The sequence below is a fragment of the Shewanella sp. HN-41 genome, from assembly GCF_000217915.1.
Classification (GTDB): Bacteria; Pseudomonadota; Gammaproteobacteria; order Enterobacterales; family Shewanellaceae; genus Shewanella.
The window spans coordinates 1-20,493 of sequence record NZ_AFOZ01000044.1; the positions used below are offsets into that span (position 1 = coordinate 1).

The 20,493-nt window shown below is 44.9% G+C and carries 12 protein-coding genes, 4 tRNA genes and 1 pseudogene; 11 read left to right on the forward strand and 6 right to left on the reverse strand.

What is annotated here, in order from left to right:
* The 7 genes and pseudogenes from SOHN41_RS17345 to SOHN41_RS17375 all read left to right on the forward strand — a co-directional run.
* Positions 1-3,850, forward strand: a 3,850-nt coding sequence (locus tag SOHN41_RS17345) for a choice-of-anchor K domain-containing protein (RefSeq protein WP_139058402.1), incomplete at its 5' end; no start/stop codon positions are given.
* Between the two features lie 88 nt (positions 3,851-3,938).
* Positions 3,939-6,117: pseudogene (locus SOHN41_RS17350) on the forward strand (type I secretion system permease/ATPase).
* Entirely contained in the window at positions 6,114-7,496 is a 1,383-nt protein-coding gene (locus SOHN41_RS17355) for an HlyD family type I secretion periplasmic adaptor subunit (RefSeq protein ID WP_007651571.1), read from the forward strand. Before SOHN41_RS17350 ends, SOHN41_RS17355 begins: the two are co-directional and overlap by 4 nt.
* Positions 7,497-7,522: 26 nt before the next feature.
* The gene (locus SOHN41_RS17360; protein ID WP_037459568.1) at positions 7,523-8,938 is read left to right on the forward strand and encodes a TolC family outer membrane protein; all 1,416 of its coding nucleotides are present in this window, start codon (positions 7,523-7,525) and stop codon (positions 8,936-8,938) included.
* Positions 8,935-9,543, forward strand: a complete 609-nt coding sequence (locus SOHN41_RS17365) for an OmpA family protein (protein ID WP_007651575.1) — start codon at positions 8,935-8,937, stop codon at positions 9,541-9,543. The genes SOHN41_RS17360 and SOHN41_RS17365 overlap by 4 nt, the downstream gene beginning before the upstream one ends.
* Positions 9,544-9,561: 18 nt before the next feature.
* Positions 9,562-10,269, forward strand: coding sequence for a transglutaminase-like cysteine peptidase (locus tag SOHN41_RS17370; protein WP_007651576.1), 708 nt, complete (start codon positions 9,562-9,564; stop codon positions 10,267-10,269).
* Between the two features lie 8 nt (positions 10,270-10,277).
* Positions 10,278-12,197 (forward strand): bifunctional diguanylate cyclase/phosphodiesterase, encoded by a 1,920-nt coding sequence (locus SOHN41_RS17375; RefSeq protein ID WP_007651577.1) that lies wholly within the window; start codon positions 10,278-10,280, stop codon positions 12,195-12,197.
* Positions 12,198-12,369: 172 nt separating this feature from the next.
* On the opposite strand, the gene SOHN41_RS17380 is transcribed toward SOHN41_RS17375, so the two are convergent.
* From SOHN41_RS17380 to SOHN41_RS17395, 4 genes are all read right to left on the reverse strand, one after another.
* Positions 12,370-12,446 (reverse strand) — tRNA-Pro (locus SOHN41_RS17380).
* A 59-nt stretch (positions 12,447-12,505) separates the two neighbouring features.
* Positions 12,506-12,582 (reverse strand) — tRNA-Pro (locus SOHN41_RS17385).
* Positions 12,583-12,702: 120 nt separating this feature from the next.
* Positions 12,703-12,778: transfer RNA gene (locus SOHN41_RS17390), tRNA-His, on the reverse strand.
* Positions 12,779-12,831: 53 nt separating this feature from the next.
* Positions 12,832-12,908, reverse strand: a tRNA-Arg gene (locus SOHN41_RS17395).
* 207 nt (positions 12,909-13,115) lie between these two features.
* Between SOHN41_RS17395 and SOHN41_RS17400 the strand changes: the two genes are divergently transcribed.
* A complete protein-coding gene (locus tag SOHN41_RS17400) occupies positions 13,116-15,749 on the forward strand; it encodes a sensor domain-containing phosphodiesterase (RefSeq protein WP_007651580.1) in 2,634 nt (877 codons plus the stop codon).
* A 36-nt stretch (positions 15,750-15,785) separates the two neighbouring features.
* Here SOHN41_RS17400 and rep read toward each other — a convergent pair whose 3' ends face one another.
* Positions 15,786-17,798, reverse strand: a complete 2,013-nt coding sequence (rep, locus tag SOHN41_RS17405) for a DNA helicase Rep (protein WP_037459570.1) — start codon at positions 17,796-17,798, stop codon at positions 15,786-15,788.
* 214 nt (positions 17,799-18,012) lie between these two features.
* Here rep and ubiK point away from each other — a divergent pair, with 214 nt between their 5' ends.
* The 3 genes from ubiK to SOHN41_RS17420 all read left to right on the forward strand — a co-directional run bounded on the left by ubiK (position 18,013) and on the right by SOHN41_RS17420 (position 19,189).
* Positions 18,013-18,267 (forward strand): ubiquinone biosynthesis accessory factor UbiK, encoded by a 255-nt coding sequence (ubiK, locus tag SOHN41_RS17410; protein ID WP_007651586.1) that lies wholly within the window; start codon positions 18,013-18,015, stop codon positions 18,265-18,267.
* A gap of 165 nt (positions 18,268-18,432) precedes the next feature.
* Entirely contained in the window at positions 18,433-18,765 is a 333-nt protein-coding gene (locus SOHN41_RS17415; protein WP_007651593.1) for a hypothetical protein, read from the forward strand.
* Positions 18,766-18,823: 58 nt separating this feature from the next.
* A complete protein-coding gene (locus tag SOHN41_RS17420; protein WP_007651594.1) occupies positions 18,824-19,189 on the forward strand; it encodes a hypothetical protein in 366 nt (121 codons plus the stop codon).
* Here SOHN41_RS17420 and SOHN41_RS17425 read toward each other — a convergent pair.
* Complete coding sequence (locus SOHN41_RS17425; protein WP_007651596.1) at positions 19,186-20,352, reverse strand: winged helix-turn-helix domain-containing protein; 1,167 nt, start codon at positions 20,350-20,352, stop codon at positions 19,186-19,188. The genes SOHN41_RS17420 and SOHN41_RS17425 overlap by 4 nt on opposite strands.
* Between the last annotated feature and the right edge of the window lie 141 nt (positions 20,353-20,493).

Here is a 20,493-nt window from a genome sequence, read left to right on the forward strand (position 1 = left end):
TACCCCAGCGGCCAACTACTTTGGCCCCGTGCCCGTCATTACCTACACCTTGACCGACGGCTCAGGTGCCAATGACACCTCGACCTTGACCCTCGATGTCACTCCGGTCAACGATGCGCCCGTGATTATTTCGGCCGATAATGCTGTTGTATCTGAAGAAGGACTAACTGGCGGAATTCAAGATACTGTTGGCGATAGTGATACCACCAATTTGAGTTCCATGACTGGCACAATCAATATCACTGACGTTGATAATGACTCGTTAACGGTTTCGCTTTCTGGCCCAACGGGTCTGACCTCGGGAGGAGAAGATATTGCTTGGTCTTGGAGTGGCAATACTCTCACTGGCTATGTTGTGGGTACAAACGTTCCGATCATAACAATAACCCTAACTGCGCCTATCGGTAATTCATCTGGTGCTTGGGGATATGAAGTAACACTATTAGGGCCTATTGATCATGCCGACACTGCAGGGGAAGATGATCTCCCCATTACAATTGGCATTTCTGTTGATGATGGAAGCCAAATAACGACTGGTAGTTTTGAGATAAACATTGAAGACGACTCTCCGGTCGATCAAGTCGATGAAGATCTCATTCAACACATACTTAACGGCAGCGGAACAATCAGTGGCGATTTACTCGCTCCTGGTGCAGACGGTCTAGGTGATATCGAATTTAACATAGTTACTACAGGCTTATTATTTGATGGAATTCCACTGCAGACATCAATGTCAGGTAATACATTAACTGCATGGGCTGATATTAATGACGATGGTGTTTTCAATGCTGGCGAGGAGGTATTTACCTTAACAGCAGTTACGGACATCAATGGTAACTATGATTATCAGCTTGAATTATTAAAGGAAATACAACTAGATAAGTCCACCACTGCATCCTTTGTTGGGATAACAGCTGGCGCCAGCGACTCCTATTACGTGTTAACAGATGGATCGCTTGATACTCATGGTAATGCTAGCGTAGAGGATACGCTCATCACCATAACTGGCATCGGTAGTGGTAATCACAAAGTAAACTCAAACAGTTTTGGTATTGGTGTAGGCGATCCATCAATATCTACTGGCGAATCAATTAATTTTGCTTATGGTGCCGCAGGTACAAGTGCTGCAACTATCAATTTAGGTACTGGCTCAAATGGCTCCCATGATAGTGTATCTACCGCTTATGTATTAATTACATATGCCGATGGCTCGACCAATGGTGGCCAACTGATCGAAATCAATGGAACTTTAGAATTCGAAGCCTTTGCTCAGAATGGCTCTAACATAACTTCGATCACTATTAGTTATCAAAGCGGTAGTGATTTCCAAGTCATAGATGTTTCAGCTAACACAATAGTGACTGAAGATCCTATCGATATTGAGTTTTCTTACAACGCTACCGATAACGATGGGGATCCTGTGCAATTTGGTGATTCTACTGGAAATGGTCACTTTACTGTCACCATTGACCCAGCAGCACAGCCTATTGCCACTACACCTAACGCCCAAGTGTATTTGTATGAAGACGTATTACCAACTGATGGTAACGATACAACAGTACAAACTCTGAGCTTTAAATCTGGTAGCAACTCAATTGACAGTTTCCAATTTGGTAACTTAACAAATATTTCAGTCGTAGGTATTAACGCCCAAATCCATTGGGCACTCAATAGTGTCGGTCAATTAATAGGTACCGTCTATGGTAGAGAGGCGCTTCGCTTAACCTTAGATTGGGATCGTATCAATGCGGGGGAACAAGGCGATGTCACAGTTACTGCTGAATTGCTGACCAATCTCCCCCATAGCGTAAATGCCAACAGCTTAACCGTTAATGGCATTCAAGTGGTGGCGGTTGATGCTGCAGGTCATACAGCACATTCGACAGTCACAGTCACAGTTGCCGATGATGTGGATATTGCCCAAAATGATACGGCGCAACTAGATGTTGTTACCGATTCGTTTAGCTTCTCAGGCATTGTTGCCAACTGGGGTGACACCACTGGTGGTTGGTATGTTCGCAAGTTCGATGGCCCAGACAACGATAGCGGTAACGACCAACTCCGTTGGGGCTCTACCGATGGTAGCCAATCAGGTTATGGTTTTGTCGATAATGATGCGGCGCTGAATGGCACATTAGCGTTAAACCAAGATATAGTGTTAGGAACTTTCACGCACTATAACTACCCTATTGATTCAGGCTCGTCTATCACAGCTGCAACAATGCAAATAACGTTTAATGTGACAGATGCTTATGGCGTAGTAACACCTGTAACCTTGACACTGAATTTTAGTCATAATGAAACGCCCAATGACGGTTCCGACCCGAGGGATATAGTGACAGTTGGTCAAACGAGTGTGACTTTCAACTATGAAGGTCAAATGTACACAATGCAAGTCATTGGTTTTAAAGATAGTAATGGCAATATTGTCAGCTCAATTTATACTGATGAGGATGCAGCAACCAGCTATCAACTAGTCGTTCGCATGGTTGCAGGGGATGGTTATACTCTGCCTCATTCCGATGGTAATGTGCTCACCAATGACACTATTGGCGCCGATAATGCACTTGAAATTATTGGGGTTGCTAGTGGTGATCACACGAGTTCTGGCGTCTCTGGCCACGTAGGTTCAACCATTAATGGTGTGTATGGCACGCTCGTGCTCAATGCTGATGGAACCTACCATTATCAATTGACTGCAAGCGCAAACCTGCTTCCTGCCTCAGGTGCGGTAGAGACCTTTACTTATACTATTCAGGATGGCGACGGAGATACTTCAAGCGCAACCTTAAAGATCAATGTCAACCCAGTAAATGCAGACGGTATCAATATTGCTGACGCCAATGCACTCACGACTCAAGGATCTAGCTTAAATGACACTATGGTGGTTAGCGATGGTGAACGAGCAACTAACCACAATATATTAAATGTGACTTTTGGCGGTGGTCAGAATGGCATCATCACAAATAGTAACGGTGATGAAATTATAACATCGGGATCTAATAAGAAGAGTTATAGCACTACTGATGCACAGGTTGTTAGTGGCGGCGACGGTAACGATCATATTGAAACCGGTAGAGGTAACGATGTGATCTATGCTGGCAAAACCGGCACAACCAATTATGGTTCTGATGATTACTTGGAATTGTCCGTCAATGACCTTTTAAATCACCACATCATGACCGGTACCCTAACTGGTTCAAATAAGATTGTTGATAATGACGGTCTATTGTTAGCCAATGATGTGTCATCTAAGCAGGCCGATATAGTCAACGGCGGTAGCGGTGATGACCGAATTTATGGTCAATCAGGCTCCGATATCCTCTATGGACACACTGGAAATGATTATATTGATGGCGGAAGCCACAATGATGCCCTCCGTGGTGGCACAGGCAATGACACTCTGATAGGCGGTCTCGGTGATGATGTATTGCGGGGCGATGACGGGGCCGATAAGTTCGTCTGGAGATATGCGGATGCTGATAACGGCACCGACCATATAATGGACTTTAATGCCAACCAAGATAAGTTAGATCTGAGTGATTTACTCCAAGGTGAAACTGCCAATACTTTGGAAAACTATCTCAACTTTAGCTTAGACAATGGGTCAACCGTGATTGATATCGACGCCAATAAAGATGGAGTCTTTGAGCAACACATCATTCTCGATGGGGTTGATCTCTACAGCCAATATGGTGCAATTGATAATGCTGGCATAATCAATGGCTTATTAGGCTCTAATGGCAATGGTCCTCTGATTATAGATACAGCACCAGTCATACCAGATGCACCACAGGGACTGACTCAACCTCTAGACCCCAATAATCATAATGGCACCATAATTCCTTAATAAATCAGTTCAAATGGCCTATAGAAATATAGGCCATCTTGGACCATACTTCTGATAATCAAATGGAAATCAAAGGATAGATAACTCGGTGCCTGCTACTGCGTCAGAAAGAGTTGAGCAGTGGACTATTTCCGCTTCTCAGCGAGTGATAGTCGATCCATTGCTAGATTGTTTAGTGCTCCTCACTGAGCACTTTGGAAACCCGTGCTCAAGCGATTCGCTTGCGGCAGGGCTGCCTTTGTCTGGTTCAGTATTAACGCCAGATCTGGTTCCACAAGCGGCGTCGCGTGCGGGTTTAGCGGCGAAATTATCTCGTAAGGGGCTGAATGAAATATCGCCTATACTGCTCCCCTGCATTTTATTATTAAAAGATAAGAAAGCCTGCATACTACGTGAATTTAGCCTTGAATCTGATCGAGCTGTAATTCAACTGCCTGAGACTGGCGGTGAAGAAATTCTGAATATTGAGTCCCTTGAAGCCCTATATGTTGGATATTTATTCTTGGTTAAACAAGAATACCGTGGCGATATGGGTTTCGATGTTTACTTACACGATAACAAAACTCACTGGCTCGTCCAAACACTAAGGGATTCAGCACCTATTTATCGCGATGCCTTAATTGCATCCATATTAGTCAATATATTCGCATTAGTTTCGCCGCTTTTTATCATGAATGTGTATGACAAAGTGGTCCCAAACCTCGCCTTTGAATCTCTCTGGGTTTTGGCTATAGGGGCATCTATTGCCTATTTATTTGATCTTGTAATGCGACAATTAAGAAGCTATCTCATTGATGTTGCAGGCAAAAAAGTAGACATCATAGTTTCATCTCGGCTATTTGCGAAAGCGATCGGCATTCCTTTGGAAAAGCGTTCCCCCAGTATTGGTGGTATGGCAAAGCAGCTTGGTGAATTTGACAATATTCGTGAAATCTTAACCTCGGCAACCATAACCACGTTAGTCGACCTGCCCTTCGCGCTTTTCTTTATCATTATTATTTATATCGTTGCGGGCGATCTGGCCGCGATTCCTGTGATTGGTGGTTTAATCATTATCGGTTTTACACTCTACACTCAGCCCAAATTGAAAGCTGCAATTGAAGAAGGTAATAAATTCTCGAGTCTTAAGCATGGGCATTTAATTGAAAGTCTTTCTGCACTTGAGTCCATTAAGGCAAATGGCGCTGAAGGTATAGTTCAAAGAAGCTGGCAACAGATGATAGGGCACAGTGCAAACTGGCAATTAAGGTCGAAAAAAACTCTCTAATTCAGTATCAAACCTTGCCAATTTTATCGTCCAATTTACTGTTGTCTGTGTCGTGATTTTGGGGGTCTATCGCGTTGCCGATAACGTGATTTCAATGGGCGGCATCATCGCAGCTGTGATGCTATCGAGTCGTGCTATTGCGCCTATGGCGCAATTAGCGGGCCTTATGACCCGAGCAAATCATACCGCCAGTGCATTACGTCAACTTAATGAGTTAATGGTGCAAGAGGATGAGTTTGAAAACAAAGGACATTTAGTTAGCAAATTAAGACTATTGGGTAAGATTAACGCTGATAATGTTGGCTTTAGTTATCCTGGCTCAGAAAAACCTGTACTGCATCCAATGTCGCTGACAATCAATCCAGGTGAACGCATCGCCATTATCGGCCGCAATGGTTCGGGAAAAAGCACTCTCGCCAAACTGTTAGTCGGGCTGTTCCAACCCACAATGGGAAGCCTACGTTATGACGGTGTCGATTCAGCTCAAATTCACCCAAGTGATTTACGCCGTAACTTTGGTTATTTACCCCAAGACGTCACACTATTCCATGGCACTATTAGGGACAATATCCTCTTTGGCACTCGCCAAGTCACAGAACATCAGTTGATACGAGCAGTGCAACTATCAGGGGTAAGTCAATTTACCCATCTCGAGGCCGAAGGACTAGATCAACAAGTTGGTGAAGGTGGAATGTCACTTAGCCGTGGACAAAGGCAAACTGTAGCGTTAGCTAGAGCGACACTCAATGACCCACCAGTCCTGTTAATGGATGAGCCAACAGCAAGCTTAGATGCTCGTGCAGAGCAACAGTTTATTCGTTCAATGCAAAATGTGAGTAAAGACAGAACCTTAATACTTATTACGCACAAAATGCACCTATTACAACTCGTGGATCGCATTATCGTGCTCGAACGCGGTCATGTTGTGGCCGATGGTCCCAAGTCAGAAGTATTAGAGAAGCTCAATTTTGGCCTCGTGAGTGGGGGCGTTAAAAAATGAGTAAACACCTAACGGCAAACGATCTTGATATGGTCGATGATGTCTATGGCGCCATGATGACCGATGCCCCCAGTGGGCATAGGTTAATCATTTGGGCTCTCGCTGCCATGGTCGTTTGTTTCTTGTTTTGGGCTGGTTTAGCCCAATTAGATAAAGTCACCACAGGTTCAGGCAAAGTAATTCCCTCTTCACAGGTGCAAGTCATTCAAAGTTTGGATGGCGGCATCATGCAAGAACTTTATGTGCAAGAGGGTGAAATAGTCACTAAAGGGCAGCCCTTAGTGCGCATTGATGATACTCGCTTCCGCTCTGATTTTGCCCAACAAGAACAAGAGGTTTTTGGTTTAAAAACCAATGCCATTCGCATGCGGGCAGAACTCGATAGCATACTGATTTCAGATATGACTTCAGATTGGCGAGAACAAGTCAAAATTACCAAAGAGGCGTTGATTTTCCCCGAGAATATAGTCACCGCCGAGCCCGCATTAGTCAAACGGCAGCAAGAAGAATACAACGGCCGCTTAGATAACCTAAGTAACCAACTCGAAATTCTTGTGCGTCAAATTCAGCAACGCCAACAAGAGATCGATGATCTTGCCTCTAAAACAACGACGCTAACAACGAGTATGCAACTGATTTCTCGCGAGTTGGAGCTCACCCGTCCATTAGCAAAAAAAGGCATTGTACCTGAAGTTGAGCTGCTAAAATTAGAACGGGCGGTTAACGACGCACAAGGGGAACTTAATTCATTACGATTGCTCAGGCCAAAACTGAAAGCCGCGTTAGATGAAGCGATCCTAAAACGTCGTGAAGCAGTATTTGTATATGCGGCAGACCTTAGAGCACAACTAAACGAAACTCAAACGCGACTATCACGCATGAATGAGGCCCAAGTTGGTGCACAGGACAAAGTCAGTAAAGCTATTATTACATCTCCTGTTAATGGCACTATTAAAACAACGCATATCAATACATTAGGTGGTGTTGTTCAACCTGGTGTAGATATTATTGAGATCGTTCCCTCCGAGGATCAGTTGCTTATAGAAACGAAGATCCTGCCGAAGGACATCGCATTTTTACATCCAGGTTTACCAGCAGTAGTTAAAGTAACCGCCTACGATTTTACTCGCTACGGCGGCCTTAAGGGAACGGTAGAACATATCAGCGCTGATACTTCACAGGATGAAGAAGGAAATAGTTTCTATCTTATTCGGGTTAGAACAGAAGAATCGAGTTTAATCAAAGACGATGGCACGGAGATGCCAATTATCCCAGGGATGTTAACCTCGGTTGATGTCATCACAGGGCAAAGATCCATTCTTGAGTACATTTTAAATCCAATTTTAAGGGCTAAGGACACTGCGCTCAGAGAGCGTTAAGCCTGTTATAAACCGGGAGGTTTGCAATGAATACTTCAGTAAGACGACAATTTCGATGTTCAAAGATAGCCATAGTGCTGTCATTTATTCTATTACCATTATCGGCGCAGAGCCAGACGCTAGAGCAAGCGGTCGCGCATACACTCGATACCAATCCGGATCTACGTGTTGCGTTCAATCGCTTCAAGGCTAGAGAAGAGCAAGTTAATCAAGCGATTGCAGGCTACATGCCTACAGTTGATATTACTGGCGGTTATGGTTATGAACAAACTGATAGTGTATCAACACGTAGACGAAAAAATGTAGGCGATGTCGATAGTAACGGTGTGGCAGAGCTAAACCGCGGAGAATTTGGCGTTAGTTTAAAGCAAATGCTATTCGATGGTTTTTACACAAGCAGTGAAGTTGATCGTTATAGCTTTGAAGCCAGTGCAGACCAGTGGGCCTTGCTCGCAGCTGCTGAAGATATGGCGCTCGATGTCAGTAAAGTTTACCTTAATTACTTGCGCACCGATGAAGTGTTAAAACTTGCGGAGAAGAACCTAAATAGCCATAAAGAAATTTACGATCAAATCAAGCAACGTACTGACTCTGGTCTAGGTTCGACCGCAGATTTATCCCAAATTACCGGTCGTCTTGCACGTGCTAATGCGAATGTCATTTCGGCACGCAATAATTTCCTCGACGCTAAGGCCCAATTCATCCGAGTGGTTGAAGCTGAACCTGTTGATTTAATTCAACCCGTTCCCGATGCCGATATGCTACCTAAGGATCTCAATTCTGGTTTAGCGGTCGCACAGGAAAATCACCCCATTCTTAAGTCCGCTGCGAATGATATTCGTGCGGCAGAAAATGAACGTTCATCGGTACAAGCTAACTATTACCCTCAGGTTTCATTAGAACTGAATGGTAACTGGAATAACGATATCGGCGGTGAAGATGGTGTCAGTGTTATACCTAGCCAGAATGTGGGCGGTTATAGCAACGACATAGTGGCCATGGTACGAGTAAGATACAACTTATTTGCTGGCGGTAAAGATCTTGCCCGTGAAAAAGAAACGGCATATAAACTCGGCGAAGCAAAAGAAATACGTCAACGCGCTCAGCGTGAAGTAGTCGAAGGCGTAAACCTAGCTTGGAACGCGTTTGAAATGCTTGTTCCACAAAAGCAATATATTCGTGACCATGTTATGGCAGCAAAAGACACTCAATCTGCTTATGCACAACAGTTTAACCTAGGCCAACGCAGCTTACTCGACTTACTTGATACTGAAAATGAACTCTTCGAAGCCCGTAAAGACTACCTACAGGCTGAATACGATGAAATTACGGCAAAGTATCGCGTACTCAACTCCACAGGACGTTTACTCGACTCACTCAGAGTCACTCGCCCTGAAGCATGGCGTGGAGAGCGTAACTATGAAGGAGGCGCCAACCAATGAAAACTACAATCCTATTCATCAGTATCGCTCTTTTAACTGGCTGTTCGGTACGAGATACAGTTAATATTGAGGAAATGACAACTACTCAAGCCAATGATCTATCTGATAAAGATGGAGATGGGGTCATCGAAGCCCGTGAACGTTGTAACGACACGGCAAAGGGTGCCAGTATCGATAACTATGGCTGCGGCAACATTAAGACGATTAATGAGCGAAAGGAAATAAATATTTTATTCCCTAATAACTCCGCCTATATTGCGCCTGATTATTATCCTCAGATCGAGGATATTGCGGTCTTCTTGCGCCAGTATCCAACGACTAAAGTCACTATCGAAGGTCACACAAGTCGCACTGGAACCGATGAACGTAATGCTGTGTTATCGCAGGAACGCGCCGATGCGGTTACCGCTGTACTTGCGGAACGTTTCAGTATTGATAGAAGTAGATTAACCGCTATTGGATATGGGCCTAGCCGTCCTATTATTATAGAACGTACGCCTGAAGCTGAGATCCGTAACCGCCGTGTTGTTGCGGAAGTCACGGGGGATGATACGACGGCCGATATGAAATGGACGATTTATTCCGTCGATGAACCTACAAAATAAGGGTTAGCAGAATAGGCTATGAATGGCAGACTTGGTTATAAAGCTTCATTTTTGCGAGTCTGCCGCTTAAGCCTCATAGCGTCGGCATTAGGCATTTGCTGCCTCTATGCCGCACCAACTCAAACCCTAGATGAAGCGAGGATTACCTCCACACTGGAAAAGCGTTACGGTGAACGCGCGGGTATGCGTGCTAGGGCTTGGTTCAAGGTATTGTCGGAATCGGTCTCTGTGAGCGAGCAAGACAAACTATTTAAAGTAAACAATTTTTTTAATTTGTTTCGTTTTGTTGATGACATTAAGTTATGGGGAGAGTCGAATTATTGGGCCACACCGATGGAATTTATTGGTGTGAATGGTGGGGATTGCGAAGATTTTTCGATAGCGAAGTACTTTACGTTACTCCAACTAGGGGTTCCAGAAGATAAGATGCGAATTACTATGGTTAAAGCAACCAGTGTTAATCAGTATCATATGGTATTAGCCTACTATGAGACCCCTTCATCAATTCCCCTCGTCCTCGATAATCTCGATCACGTTATAAAACCGGCGACTCAACGCACAGACTTATTACCTGTGTACAGCTTCAACGGTAAACAGTTATGGCTTAACAAAGAACAAGGACGAGGCGTTTTAGCTGGTTCGTCAACACGACTTGAAAAATGGAATGACCTTAATCATAGGTTAGGGGTAGACCGACTCAGGCAACCCAAATTGAAACTGGAGTAGCATCAAAGATGACACTGTTTAGACAGATTTATTCGCTGCTTTTTAGCCTTTTCTTGCTAGTGGTTGCAAGCCTTGGTTATGTGCAATTCACTGAAACTCAAAGCTTTTTAACCAAGCAAATGGAGTCAGATCTAAACAACGTCAGCACTTCGCTTGGCCTTATGCTCACCCCAGCGCTTCAGGCCGGGGATACAGTGGCTGCAGAAACCCTAGTTAATGTGATTTTTGAAGGCGGTTATTACCAAAATGTCAAATTGACATGGATGGTCGACGGCAAGCAACAAGAGTGGAATAATCCCCTTAAAATTGAAGATGTTCCTCAATGGTTTATCAATTTAAACCTCTTTAAAACGATCAAAAAACAAAGCACTATTACCTCTGGTTGGCTGCAACTGGCACAACTTGAGATTACTGCGCACCCTGGATTTGGCTACCATGAGTTATGGCGGATTATGTCAAATACCATTATCGCCTTCTCTCTATTATTTTTAGTCGCTATTTTTACCGCCAGACTAGGGCTGACTTGGATTCTAAAACCTTTACATGATTTATCGGATCACGCCAAAAGTATTGCCGACCGCCAATTTGGCCCTGATATGCCCCTACCCAAAACCACAGAGTTAAAGGACCTTGTCACCGCCTTTAACAGCATGTCTGCCCAACTTAAGCAGGTCTTCCAATCCTTGGATGAAGAAGTAGGCGCATTACGTAAGAAAAACCTAGTAGACCCTGCGTCAGGCTTACCGAATCGACAATATGTGGTGAGTAGACTCAACGGCTGGTTAAGTGAACCTAGTAGTGGAGCACTCTTTCTCGCTAAGCTCGATTGGCTTGAAGAAGTTCATAGCAAATATGGTTATCAGGTAAGGGATGAAACCATTCGCATTCTAGCCGAAAAATTCCAACAGCAATTAAATGAAATCACGCCTTCGGTCATCGCACGTATTGCCGCTTTTGAATTTGCTTTCCTCGTAACTGAGGTTGAGCATGAACAGATAAGTAAATATCTTCAAACCTTAATTCGCACCATCAATCAGGAAATATCGAAGGCAGGCTGCAAGCCAAATGAAAACTTTGCCATCGGCGTGGCCGAACGGATTGGACAAATGAAAGTCTCCGATATTCTGGCACAAGCGGATAATGCGCTGCAAAAAGCCCTCAAGGAGAACAAAACCTTCCATTGGTTTGAAACGACCGAGCAACAGCTATTTACTCGCGAACAATGGCGAGACAACCTAAGCCATGCAATCAGCAATAAGAAGTTTAAATTTAGATGGCAACCCATTCAATTTTGCGATGGCAATGGCATAGCTCAACGAGAGTTATATTGCCAGTTAGAACTTGGAGATAAACTGGCTCATGCAGGACAGTTTATGCCCTATATCGAACTATTATCGCTCGGTGCGTTGCTCGATAAATGCCTTATTGAAACCGTCTACGAGCAAAAACTACTCGAACGTAGTTACGAGCCTGTAGCGATAAACTTAACACACCAAAGTATTAGTGATCTCCAATTCCATGAATGGTTAAATCACTTCCTACGTAACGCCCCTAATGTTGAACGTATTTGTTTCGAAATTCCAGAAGCGGGTGTCTATAGCGATTTAGATTCCTGTTTACTGTTGTGCAAAATTATTCGCGACAATGGCGCTAAATTTGGTATCGACCACTTTGGTCGTCAGTTCGGTTCTATGACGTATCTTCAGGAACTGAGACCCAGTTATGTGAAGCTAGATCAGTCCTTCTCCTACTACGATGAAGCGCAACATAATGGTGAATTGTGCCGTGCAATCATCAATGTAGCTAAGGGCTTACATATTCAGGTCATAGTGACAGGTATTCAGGAAAAGGCGCAGCTTGAACGCTTTAATGAATTAAGAACGGATGCTTATCAAGGCTTTATTGCACCGCCAGAAAACCTAGACTAGGGAAGTCAATCGTGCAAATAGTAAAGCTCCTTCGAGAGCTTTACTATTTGGTTTTCAGCCAAAGCACACGTATTACGATCTCACCCTCAATATCGAGGGCCTGTTAGCTGGAAATATAAAAGACTGAATGCAAAAAAGCCCCAGCATTGAATGCTGAGGCTTTTTCACTATTTGGTCGGTGATAGAGGATTCGAACCTCTGACCCTCTGGTCCCAAACCAGATGCGCTACCGGACTGCGCTAATCACCGAATGTTAAACTGTTAACTATTTACTCGAAAAATCAAGCGCGCTAGTCAAGCGAATAATGTGGTCGGTGATAGAGGATTCGAACCTCTGACCCTCTGGTCCCAAACCAGATGCGCTACCGGACTGCGCTAATCACCGAATGTCAAACTGTTATCTAAGGGTCACACCCTCTGGTCCGCTCTTATCCAAAAATCCTGGATGCGCTATCGGACTGCGCTAATCACCGAATATTAAAATCTTTACATCACAGTAAATGAATGGGGTGACTGATGGGGCTCGAACCCACGACAACCGGAATCACAATCCGGGACTCTACCAACTGAGCTACAATCACCATTGATTTTCACTTACTTCACCAACCATAAAGCTCACAACGCTGTGCGGAAGTGGTGCGCCCAAAAGGATTCGAACCTTCGGCCTCACCCTCCGGAGGGGTGCGCTCTATCCAGCTGAGCTATGGGCGCTCGCCTTGGTTAGCGCCGCATATAGTATGGACAAATAGCCCTTGAGTCTATAGCTGTTTTGCACTTTTTTTACTGACTGCTCAAGTTTTGATGCATTAGTATACTTTTTCATCGGAAACACCACTTAAATATGACTTGGATGTTACGGTATTTCATGTTAATTATAATGTTTGGCAACAACATAGATAGATCTAACCAGTGAGTATCATGTTTAAGGATGAAGATGAACCCGCTCAACCTCGCATTAAAGAGATTGAACGCTTAGAAAAACGACTTATTCGCTTAAAATATCTAGCGCATAAGTATAAGCGTGCCGAAATCATTCAAAACACCTTACTAGAATTATCCAATATCGCGACACAAGTCTCCTCGTTAGAAGAATTCTATCTGGGTGTACATCAACATCTCAAACAACTGATCTCTGCCGATAACTTCTTTATTGCTACTCTCGATGCCACAACTGGCGGGTTAACGGTACCTTTCTTTGCCGATGAGAAAGATGCTCACCCATCCCAACTCTATCCAGAACAATCACTCTCAACTTTATTACAACAAGGGCTAACTGGTTACGTATTTAGAACAGGCAAAACACTCCTGTGTGATGACACTCTAGTTGATGAACTCGTCGCCGCAGGACAAATAGTGAACTTAGGCTCCCCTTGTCATTTATGGTTAGGCGTCCCTATTAGGCATGAAGATATTGTCACTGGTGTACTGGTGGTACAAACCTACGATACCAATGTCCATTATGGCGATATTGAAGTCGAGCTAATGACCTTTATTTGTCACCATATCTCCGGGGTTATGGAAAGGCTTAAACACCAAGAACAATTAGAACAAGCCATACAACAACGCACCAAAGAGCTCAGCCAAGCCTACGATAAACTTAAACAAGAAGTCTATGAGAGACGTAGGGCTGAGCGTCTGCAAAAGTCTCTGTTTGAGATAGCAGAACTTGCTAACTCAAGCACAGATAACCCCGATTTTTACGCTCAGTTACACAATGTTATCCGCCATTTAATTCCGGCGAACAACTGCTATATCGCCTTGCTTAATGAGGAAGAAACCCACTTAACCTTCCCTTTCTACGTATCCCAACAGGGTAACGGGCACCCAGGAACTCGCCCACTGCAAGATGGGCTCACCGAATACGTGCTTAAGCACAAACGTCCGCTGTTACTGGATCAGAGTGATATCAGTGCCCTGATTGCCTCTGGTGAACTCTATACGAAAGCGCCCTCGTTAAACCACACACAGACTATGCATCAATGGATAGGCATTCCACTCTTTATCCATGATCAAGTGCGTGGTGCCTTAACTATTTATAGCTTTAGCATGACGCAAAATTATCAGATTAAAGACTTAGAGCTATTGACCTTTGTGTCACAGCATATTGGTACCGCTATTGAGAAAAAACTGTCCGCCGAGTCGCTACAACGCAGCTATGAAGAACTCGAAGAGAAAGTGATCGCCCGTACAAGAGCCTTAGCCGAATTAAATAAAGATCTTGAAAAAGAGATCCGCCAACGTCGCAATATGGAGGCCAAATTAGTCCATGATGCAAAGCACGATGCACTCACAGGCCTCCCCAATCGCGCCATGTTTATGGAACGTTTAAGTCAAGCAATCAAACATGTCCGCCGCCACAGTTTGGACCAATTTGCCTTGCTCTTTATCGATCTAGACCGCTTTAAACAAATTAACGACACTCTAGGCCACATCGAAGGCGACAGGTTTTTAATTGAAACGGCTAGCCGCCTCAGATCTTGCATTCGAAGTAATGATACTTTAGCCAGACTCGGTGGCGATGAGTTTGTCATTCTACTCGATAGTGTCAACAGCATTAATGATGCAAAAGATGTCTCAGAGCGAGTGATCCAAAAAATTTCCCAACCCTACAAGTCAGGCACGAGCGAATTCAATTCAGGCGCCAGTATAGGCATAACCATTAGCGGCAATCATAGGCTAGACACGAGTGAGTCAATGCTGCGCAATGCCGATACAGCAATGTATCAGGCGAAAGCGAATGGTAAGGGTTGTTATGTAATTTTTGACGACAGTTCGTCCGAGCAAGCGATGCAAGATGCCGCATTTGAAAACGACTTTAGGCTGGCGCTGCAAGCTCATGAGTTACAACTGAGTTATTCACCTATAGTGGATCTACAGACCCAGCAAACCTATGCATTAGAGTGCCGTTTATTTTGGGAGCATCCCCACCGGGGCACTATACAGCAGGAGCAACTCTGTGTGTTGGCAGAGCAAGTCAACCTCATGGTTGAATTAGATAAGTACGCTATTACCGCCTTAGATAACGCCTATATTGAGTTACTCAGGTGTCATGGCGACCAGCTCGACCTGCATTTATTGCTATCGAGTCAACATCTTAAACATAAGCATGTATTGCGTAGTCTCAAAAACACTCTAAAACAAACTCGGCTTAACCTGAATCGCTTATGGTTATTCTTTAATGAAAAAGCCTTAGTTCAAGAAACTGAAAATCATATTAATGGCTTTGGTTTGTTACAAAAGCTCGGAGTTAACCTAGGGATAAGTCACTATGGTATTGGTCATAGTTCATTGAATAGTTTGTTATTTTTACCCATAAAGGCCCTAAAACTCGACACGAATATCGCCAGACAACTGCAGGACGAGCAGCATATTAAACTGATATCTGCTTATCAAAAAACCGCATCCACGTTAGATCTACTAATTTTTGCCAGCGGACTCACAAACCAAGAGCAAATACATATATTTAGCTCACTTGGTTACCAATTTGGCCAAGGAGGTGCCTTAACCGACACTTTTACGATACTGGAAAGTCCGCAGCTAGTCTGCGCTTGATTTTGCTCTTGGATAAATAAAAATTTAGCGAAGCCTTTATTTTTTAAACATATCTCTTAAGTTAGAAATATTGGCTCGCCCAGTCTGCATCCGCTCCTGCTCCGTTTGCTGGGGTTTACGGTTTTCCCAGACGACATCATCCTGTGGTAACTCCAGTAGGAAGCGACTTGGCTCACAGCGCATGGTTTCTCCAAACTGACGCCTTTCTCGGCATAGGGTAAACCAGAGTTCTCGTTGGGCACGGGTGATCCCCACATAGGCTAAACGGCGCTCTTCATCGACGTTTTCCTCATCTATGCTGGTTTGATGGGGTAAAATCCGCTCCTCAACACCGACCATAAACACATAGGGGAATTCCAGCCCCTTTGAGGCGTGCAAGGTCATTAGCTGCACCTGATCGCCGCCTTCGTCCTCACTATTACGCTCCATCATATCCCGCAGCGTGAGCCGATTGACGACTTCAGGCAAGGTCATAGGCTCATCCAACTCATCGCCAGCAAGCATCTCCGTCACCCAACGGTAAAGCTCTGAGATATTTTTCATCCGCATTTCGGCGGCCTTAGCACTGGTACTGGTTTCGTATAGATAGTCTTCGTAATTGATTTGGCGGATAAGCTGCTTTACCGCTTCAACGCCTTCGCCACGTTGCGCATGGTCTCCGGTTTCCACAATAAAGCGACCAAATTGATACAAGGACGACATAGCCGCCGGTGGCAAATGGTGATTTAGCTCGGGCTCAAAGATCGCGGCAAACATAGAGATGTGCTTTTCATTGGCAAAATTACCTAGGCGCTCAAGGGTCGATGGACCAATACCACGCTTAGGTAAGTTAACGATACGCAAAAACGCATTATCATCATCGGGGTTCACCACCAACCTCAAATACCCCATGATGTCTTTAATTTCTGCTCGGGCAAAAAATGATGTACCACCACTGAGCTTGTAGGGAATACGGTTTGTCATCAATGCGCGCTCGAGTAAACGGGACTGATGATTGCCCCGATACAGAATCGCATAATCACCAAATTGAGTACGCCCAACAAACTTATGACGCACTATCTCGGCAACCACGCGCTCGGCTTCCTGTTCCTCATTGGCGGCAAATAGCACCCGCAGCGGCTCACCATAGGCAAGCTCGCTGAAAAGCGCCTTATCGTAAACGTGAGGATTATTCGCAATGAGTATATTGGCGGCGCGCAAAATTCGCTGGCTGGAACGATAATTTTGCTCCAGCTTGATCAACTTAAGTTTAGGGAAATCTTTACCTAATAAAACGAGGTTTTGCGGTTTAGCGCCACGCCATGAATAGATGGATTGATCATCATCCCCCACCACGGTAAAACGAGCCCGTTCACCCACCAGCAATTTCACCATTTCATATTGACTGGTATTGGTATCTTGGTATTCGTCCACCAGCAAATATTGGATTTTGGTTTGCCAACGAGTTCTCACCTCTTCGTGGTGTCGGAGTAACAGCGTAGGCAAAAGGATCAGATCATCAAAGTCCAATGCGTTATAGGCTTTCATATGTTGGGCATAACGCTGATACAGCATAGCAAATAACTGCTGTTGTTCATCCTTAGCCAACTTACGCGCTTGATCGGGGATAACTAGCCCGCCTTTCCAATTCGAAATAGCACTTGCTAGCGCCTTGAGTAAATCTTTATCTTCATCTAACTCTTTTTGGGTGAGTTCCTTAAGGAGCGCCAAAGTATCTTGATCATCAAACAGCGAAAAACCAGGCTTTAACCCTAAGACCTTATGCTCGCGTTTAATGATCTCGAGCCCTAAAGTATGGAAAGTCGAAATCCACAGCCCTCTGGCTTCCTTACGTCCCATGGATTGCGCCACCCGCTCCTTCATCTCACGGGCAGCTTTGTTGGTGAAAGTCACCGCGGCAATATGACGGGCCTTATAGCCACATTTTTCAACTAAGTAGGCGATTTTATTGATAATAACGCGGGTTTTACCACTGCCCGCCCCCGCCAACACTAGGCAAGGGCCTGAAACGTAATGAACAGCATCGTTTTGGGCGGGATTGAGTTTCATCTTTGCGTTATATCCAAACAAGTAGCAGAAGGGGGCAGAGATCATAGCAGAATCGACGCTTTTAAGGCTAACAAATCCCCTTCCAATCGTCATCACTGCACCGTGATGGACAGCTCAATCGTACACCTGGGCACTGCCCAAGCCTCGGCTTTACTTTTGAAAGCTAACGTACTGAGTTACAATTCATCCATTCAGTAAAAAGGCGGACAAGATCATGATCAATCCAAAGAAAATCGAAGAGATGGCAAAACAACTCAGTGACAGTTTGCCCAGCGGGCTGAAGCAATTTGCCGGTGAATTTGAAGAGCGCAGCAAGCAAGTATTGCAAAATCAATTGCTCAAGTTAGATATGGTTTCCCGTGAAGAATTTGATGTGCAGCAACATGTATTGCTGAAAACCCGCGAAAAATTAGAAGCGCTGCAGGCGCAAGTTAACGAGCTTGAGAAAAAACTTAACGCCGCGGATTAATCCCTCCTCATGGATTAACACTCGCCACGAGTTAATTGTCGACATAGTTCAACAGCTAGTGGTGACGCGGAATACAAAAGCACAGCGACTCAAAGCTGTGCTTTTTGCTATCAATGACAGTCGTTTTAGACTCTATTGCCTTAAACCTAATACACCGAGTTTTGTATGCAGTCACTCGCCAGCTATATCCTCGCCATTCAAGGCTATCCTAGCCCGATTTCGGTGGTGAGCCACACCCAAGAGCAGCACAGTTATCGGGACGACAATGCACAGATTTGCGAATCACTGACCCTGTATCACTTCGACAACGGAGTAGTAGTTAGCCTCCTAAGCGAGCAAGATAAACAGGCCGATGAGTCAGACACGGTTTGTGGAGATTATTGGCTGAGTTACCGAGTCGTAACCGCCGATATCGCGATTTCGCCGCAGCAAAAATCCTTTAGCAATCTGTGCCAGCAAAGCTTTTGGCTTAAGATGCAGCAAGGGCTTAACGAGTGAGAATAGTTGTGGGCGCCTAGACCTAAGCACTCGAGTTCGAATCGTAGGGAATAAGACAATGGATACCGCAAGCACCTCATTTTATCAGGACAATCTCCTTTGGGGGTTGTTGCTCCTTGGCGGCCTGCCACTACTCAGTTATCCCTTTGTGGTCCTCGCCAGCTTGATGGGGCTTGCCAGCCCAAGCACGATTAAAGTGCACTGGTTTTATCGGCTGATGAATAAAAGCTTTCTATGGGGAACCATGGCTTATCCCTTGGTTTACATCCCTTGCTACTGGTTAGCGAGGGGCGACAATGGATCATTATCCTTGTGCTATGCCGCCCTGCCGCTGCTATATCTGGCAGTACTCTATCTTTGTTTTCGCTGGATGGATGCACCGATTAAGCACAAGAGCACGGATAAAGGTAAAGCTCCCGATTAAAGCTTTTGCTGGCGCGCATATTTTTGTTTAAATGCCTTGTGGTTAGCCTTCATTAATTTCCAACGGCTACAGCCATTAAAGCGCGCATACTCAGTCACTGCCACCTCAAATGCCGCACAAAAGTCCTCATCCATGCCATCAAATCCCTCTTCCAGCGTCAACTGTTGTAATAACAGTAAACCACTTTGCCGCTCGGCTTTGACATCCACTCGGCCAACGAAGCAGTCACGCCACAGAATAGCGAGGGAGTAATAGCCATATTGGCGTTTTTCGGCAGGCACATAGACTTCAATTTGATAGTCAAAATCAAACCATTGCTTTAAGCGTTGCCGCTGGATTAACAGATTATCGAAGGGGTTGAGTAACCAGACTCGATTAGGCATAACAGAAGTTAATTGCAACTCGGGGCGATAAAAATACCACTGCCCCTCAGCCTTAAAGCTTGCCAACTCGCCTTGGGACTGCATTACGGCTAATTGCTCGGACACGTGCGCTTTTATGCCCTTACGTAGATACGCCATTTGCGCCGCCGAACCAAAGGCATGGGCATCGAGGTAACGCTCAATTAAGTGGCGGGCAAATTCGGCCTCACTCGGCGCTTGGGTATCGATATAACTTGGGAGCACACGCTCGGTGAGATCATAGCATTTTTGGAATTTCTCCCGCCGAACTACCATTAACTCGCCACGCATAAAGAGTTGCTCTAGGGCCTTTTTCGCTGGTTTCCAGTCCCACCATGCGCCGTTTTTGCCTTCGGCATGTTCAAAGTCACTGGCCTTGAGAGGCCCTTCGGCGCGAATCCGAGCGCGCACCTCCAGCATCACCTTATCGTCTGGCTCAAACCAATGTTTGCCGCCATTTTGCAACTGCTGTTTACGTTGCAAACTGAAACGATAATCGGCCATAGGTAAATACGCCGCGGCATGGGACCAATATTCGAAGATGTCCCCCTGAGCCAAGGCGATATCTAGCATACCGCTCTGGTATTGCGGCATCCGGCTATGCAGTACATGGTGATGCGCCCTCTCGACCACATTAATGGAATCGATTTGTACATAGCCGAGGCGCGAGATCAGCGCGGGAACAGATTCCTGCGGTTGCAACAATCCTTGCTGTTGCATATTAAGCTGTAACCATTCACGGGGGGAAAAGGGACTAGACATCGACGCTCCAAACTCACCAGATACAAAGTTTCACACCGGACTAATACATTAAAAATCAGTACCATTTACGATTTATCAGACTTGCACTTACTAAAATATGCGCGTTAACCTACTCACTCAACGCCAGATTTGGATAACATA

Excerpts from the sequence above, each read along its gene's own strand:
- SOHN41_RS17420 (WP_007651594.1), top strand. The coding sequence starts at position 18,824 with ATGGATACCGCAAGCACCTCATTTTATCAGGACAATCTCCTTTGGGGG.
- SOHN41_RS17400 (WP_007651580.1), top strand. The coding sequence starts at position 13,116 with ATGTTTAAGGATGAAGATGAACCCGCTCAACCTCGCATTAAAGAGATT.
- SOHN41_RS17375 (WP_007651577.1), top strand. The coding sequence starts at position 10,278 with ATGACACTGTTTAGACAGATTTATTCGCTGCTTTTTAGCCTTTTCTTG.
- SOHN41_RS17370 (WP_007651576.1), top strand. The coding sequence starts at position 9,562 with ATGAATGGCAGACTTGGTTATAAAGCTTCATTTTTGCGAGTCTGCCGC.
- SOHN41_RS17415 (WP_007651593.1), top strand. The coding sequence starts at position 18,433 with ATGCAGTCACTCGCCAGCTATATCCTCGCCATTCAAGGCTATCCTAGC.
- rep (WP_037459570.1), bottom strand. The coding sequence starts at position 17,798 with ATGAAACTCAATCCCGCCCAAAACGATGCTGTTCATTACGTTTCAGGC.
- SOHN41_RS17360 (WP_037459568.1), top strand. The coding sequence starts at position 7,523 with ATGAATACTTCAGTAAGACGACAATTTCGATGTTCAAAGATAGCCATA.
- ubiK (WP_007651586.1), top strand. The coding sequence starts at position 18,013 with ATGATCAATCCAAAGAAAATCGAAGAGATGGCAAAACAACTCAGTGAC.
- SOHN41_RS17365 (WP_007651575.1), top strand. The coding sequence starts at position 8,935 with ATGAAAACTACAATCCTATTCATCAGTATCGCTCTTTTAACTGGCTGT.
- SOHN41_RS17425 (WP_007651596.1), bottom strand. The coding sequence starts at position 20,352 with ATGTCTAGTCCCTTTTCCCCCCGTGAATGGTTACAGCTTAATATGCAA.
- SOHN41_RS17355 (WP_007651571.1), top strand. The coding sequence starts at position 6,114 with ATGAGTAAACACCTAACGGCAAACGATCTTGATATGGTCGATGATGTC.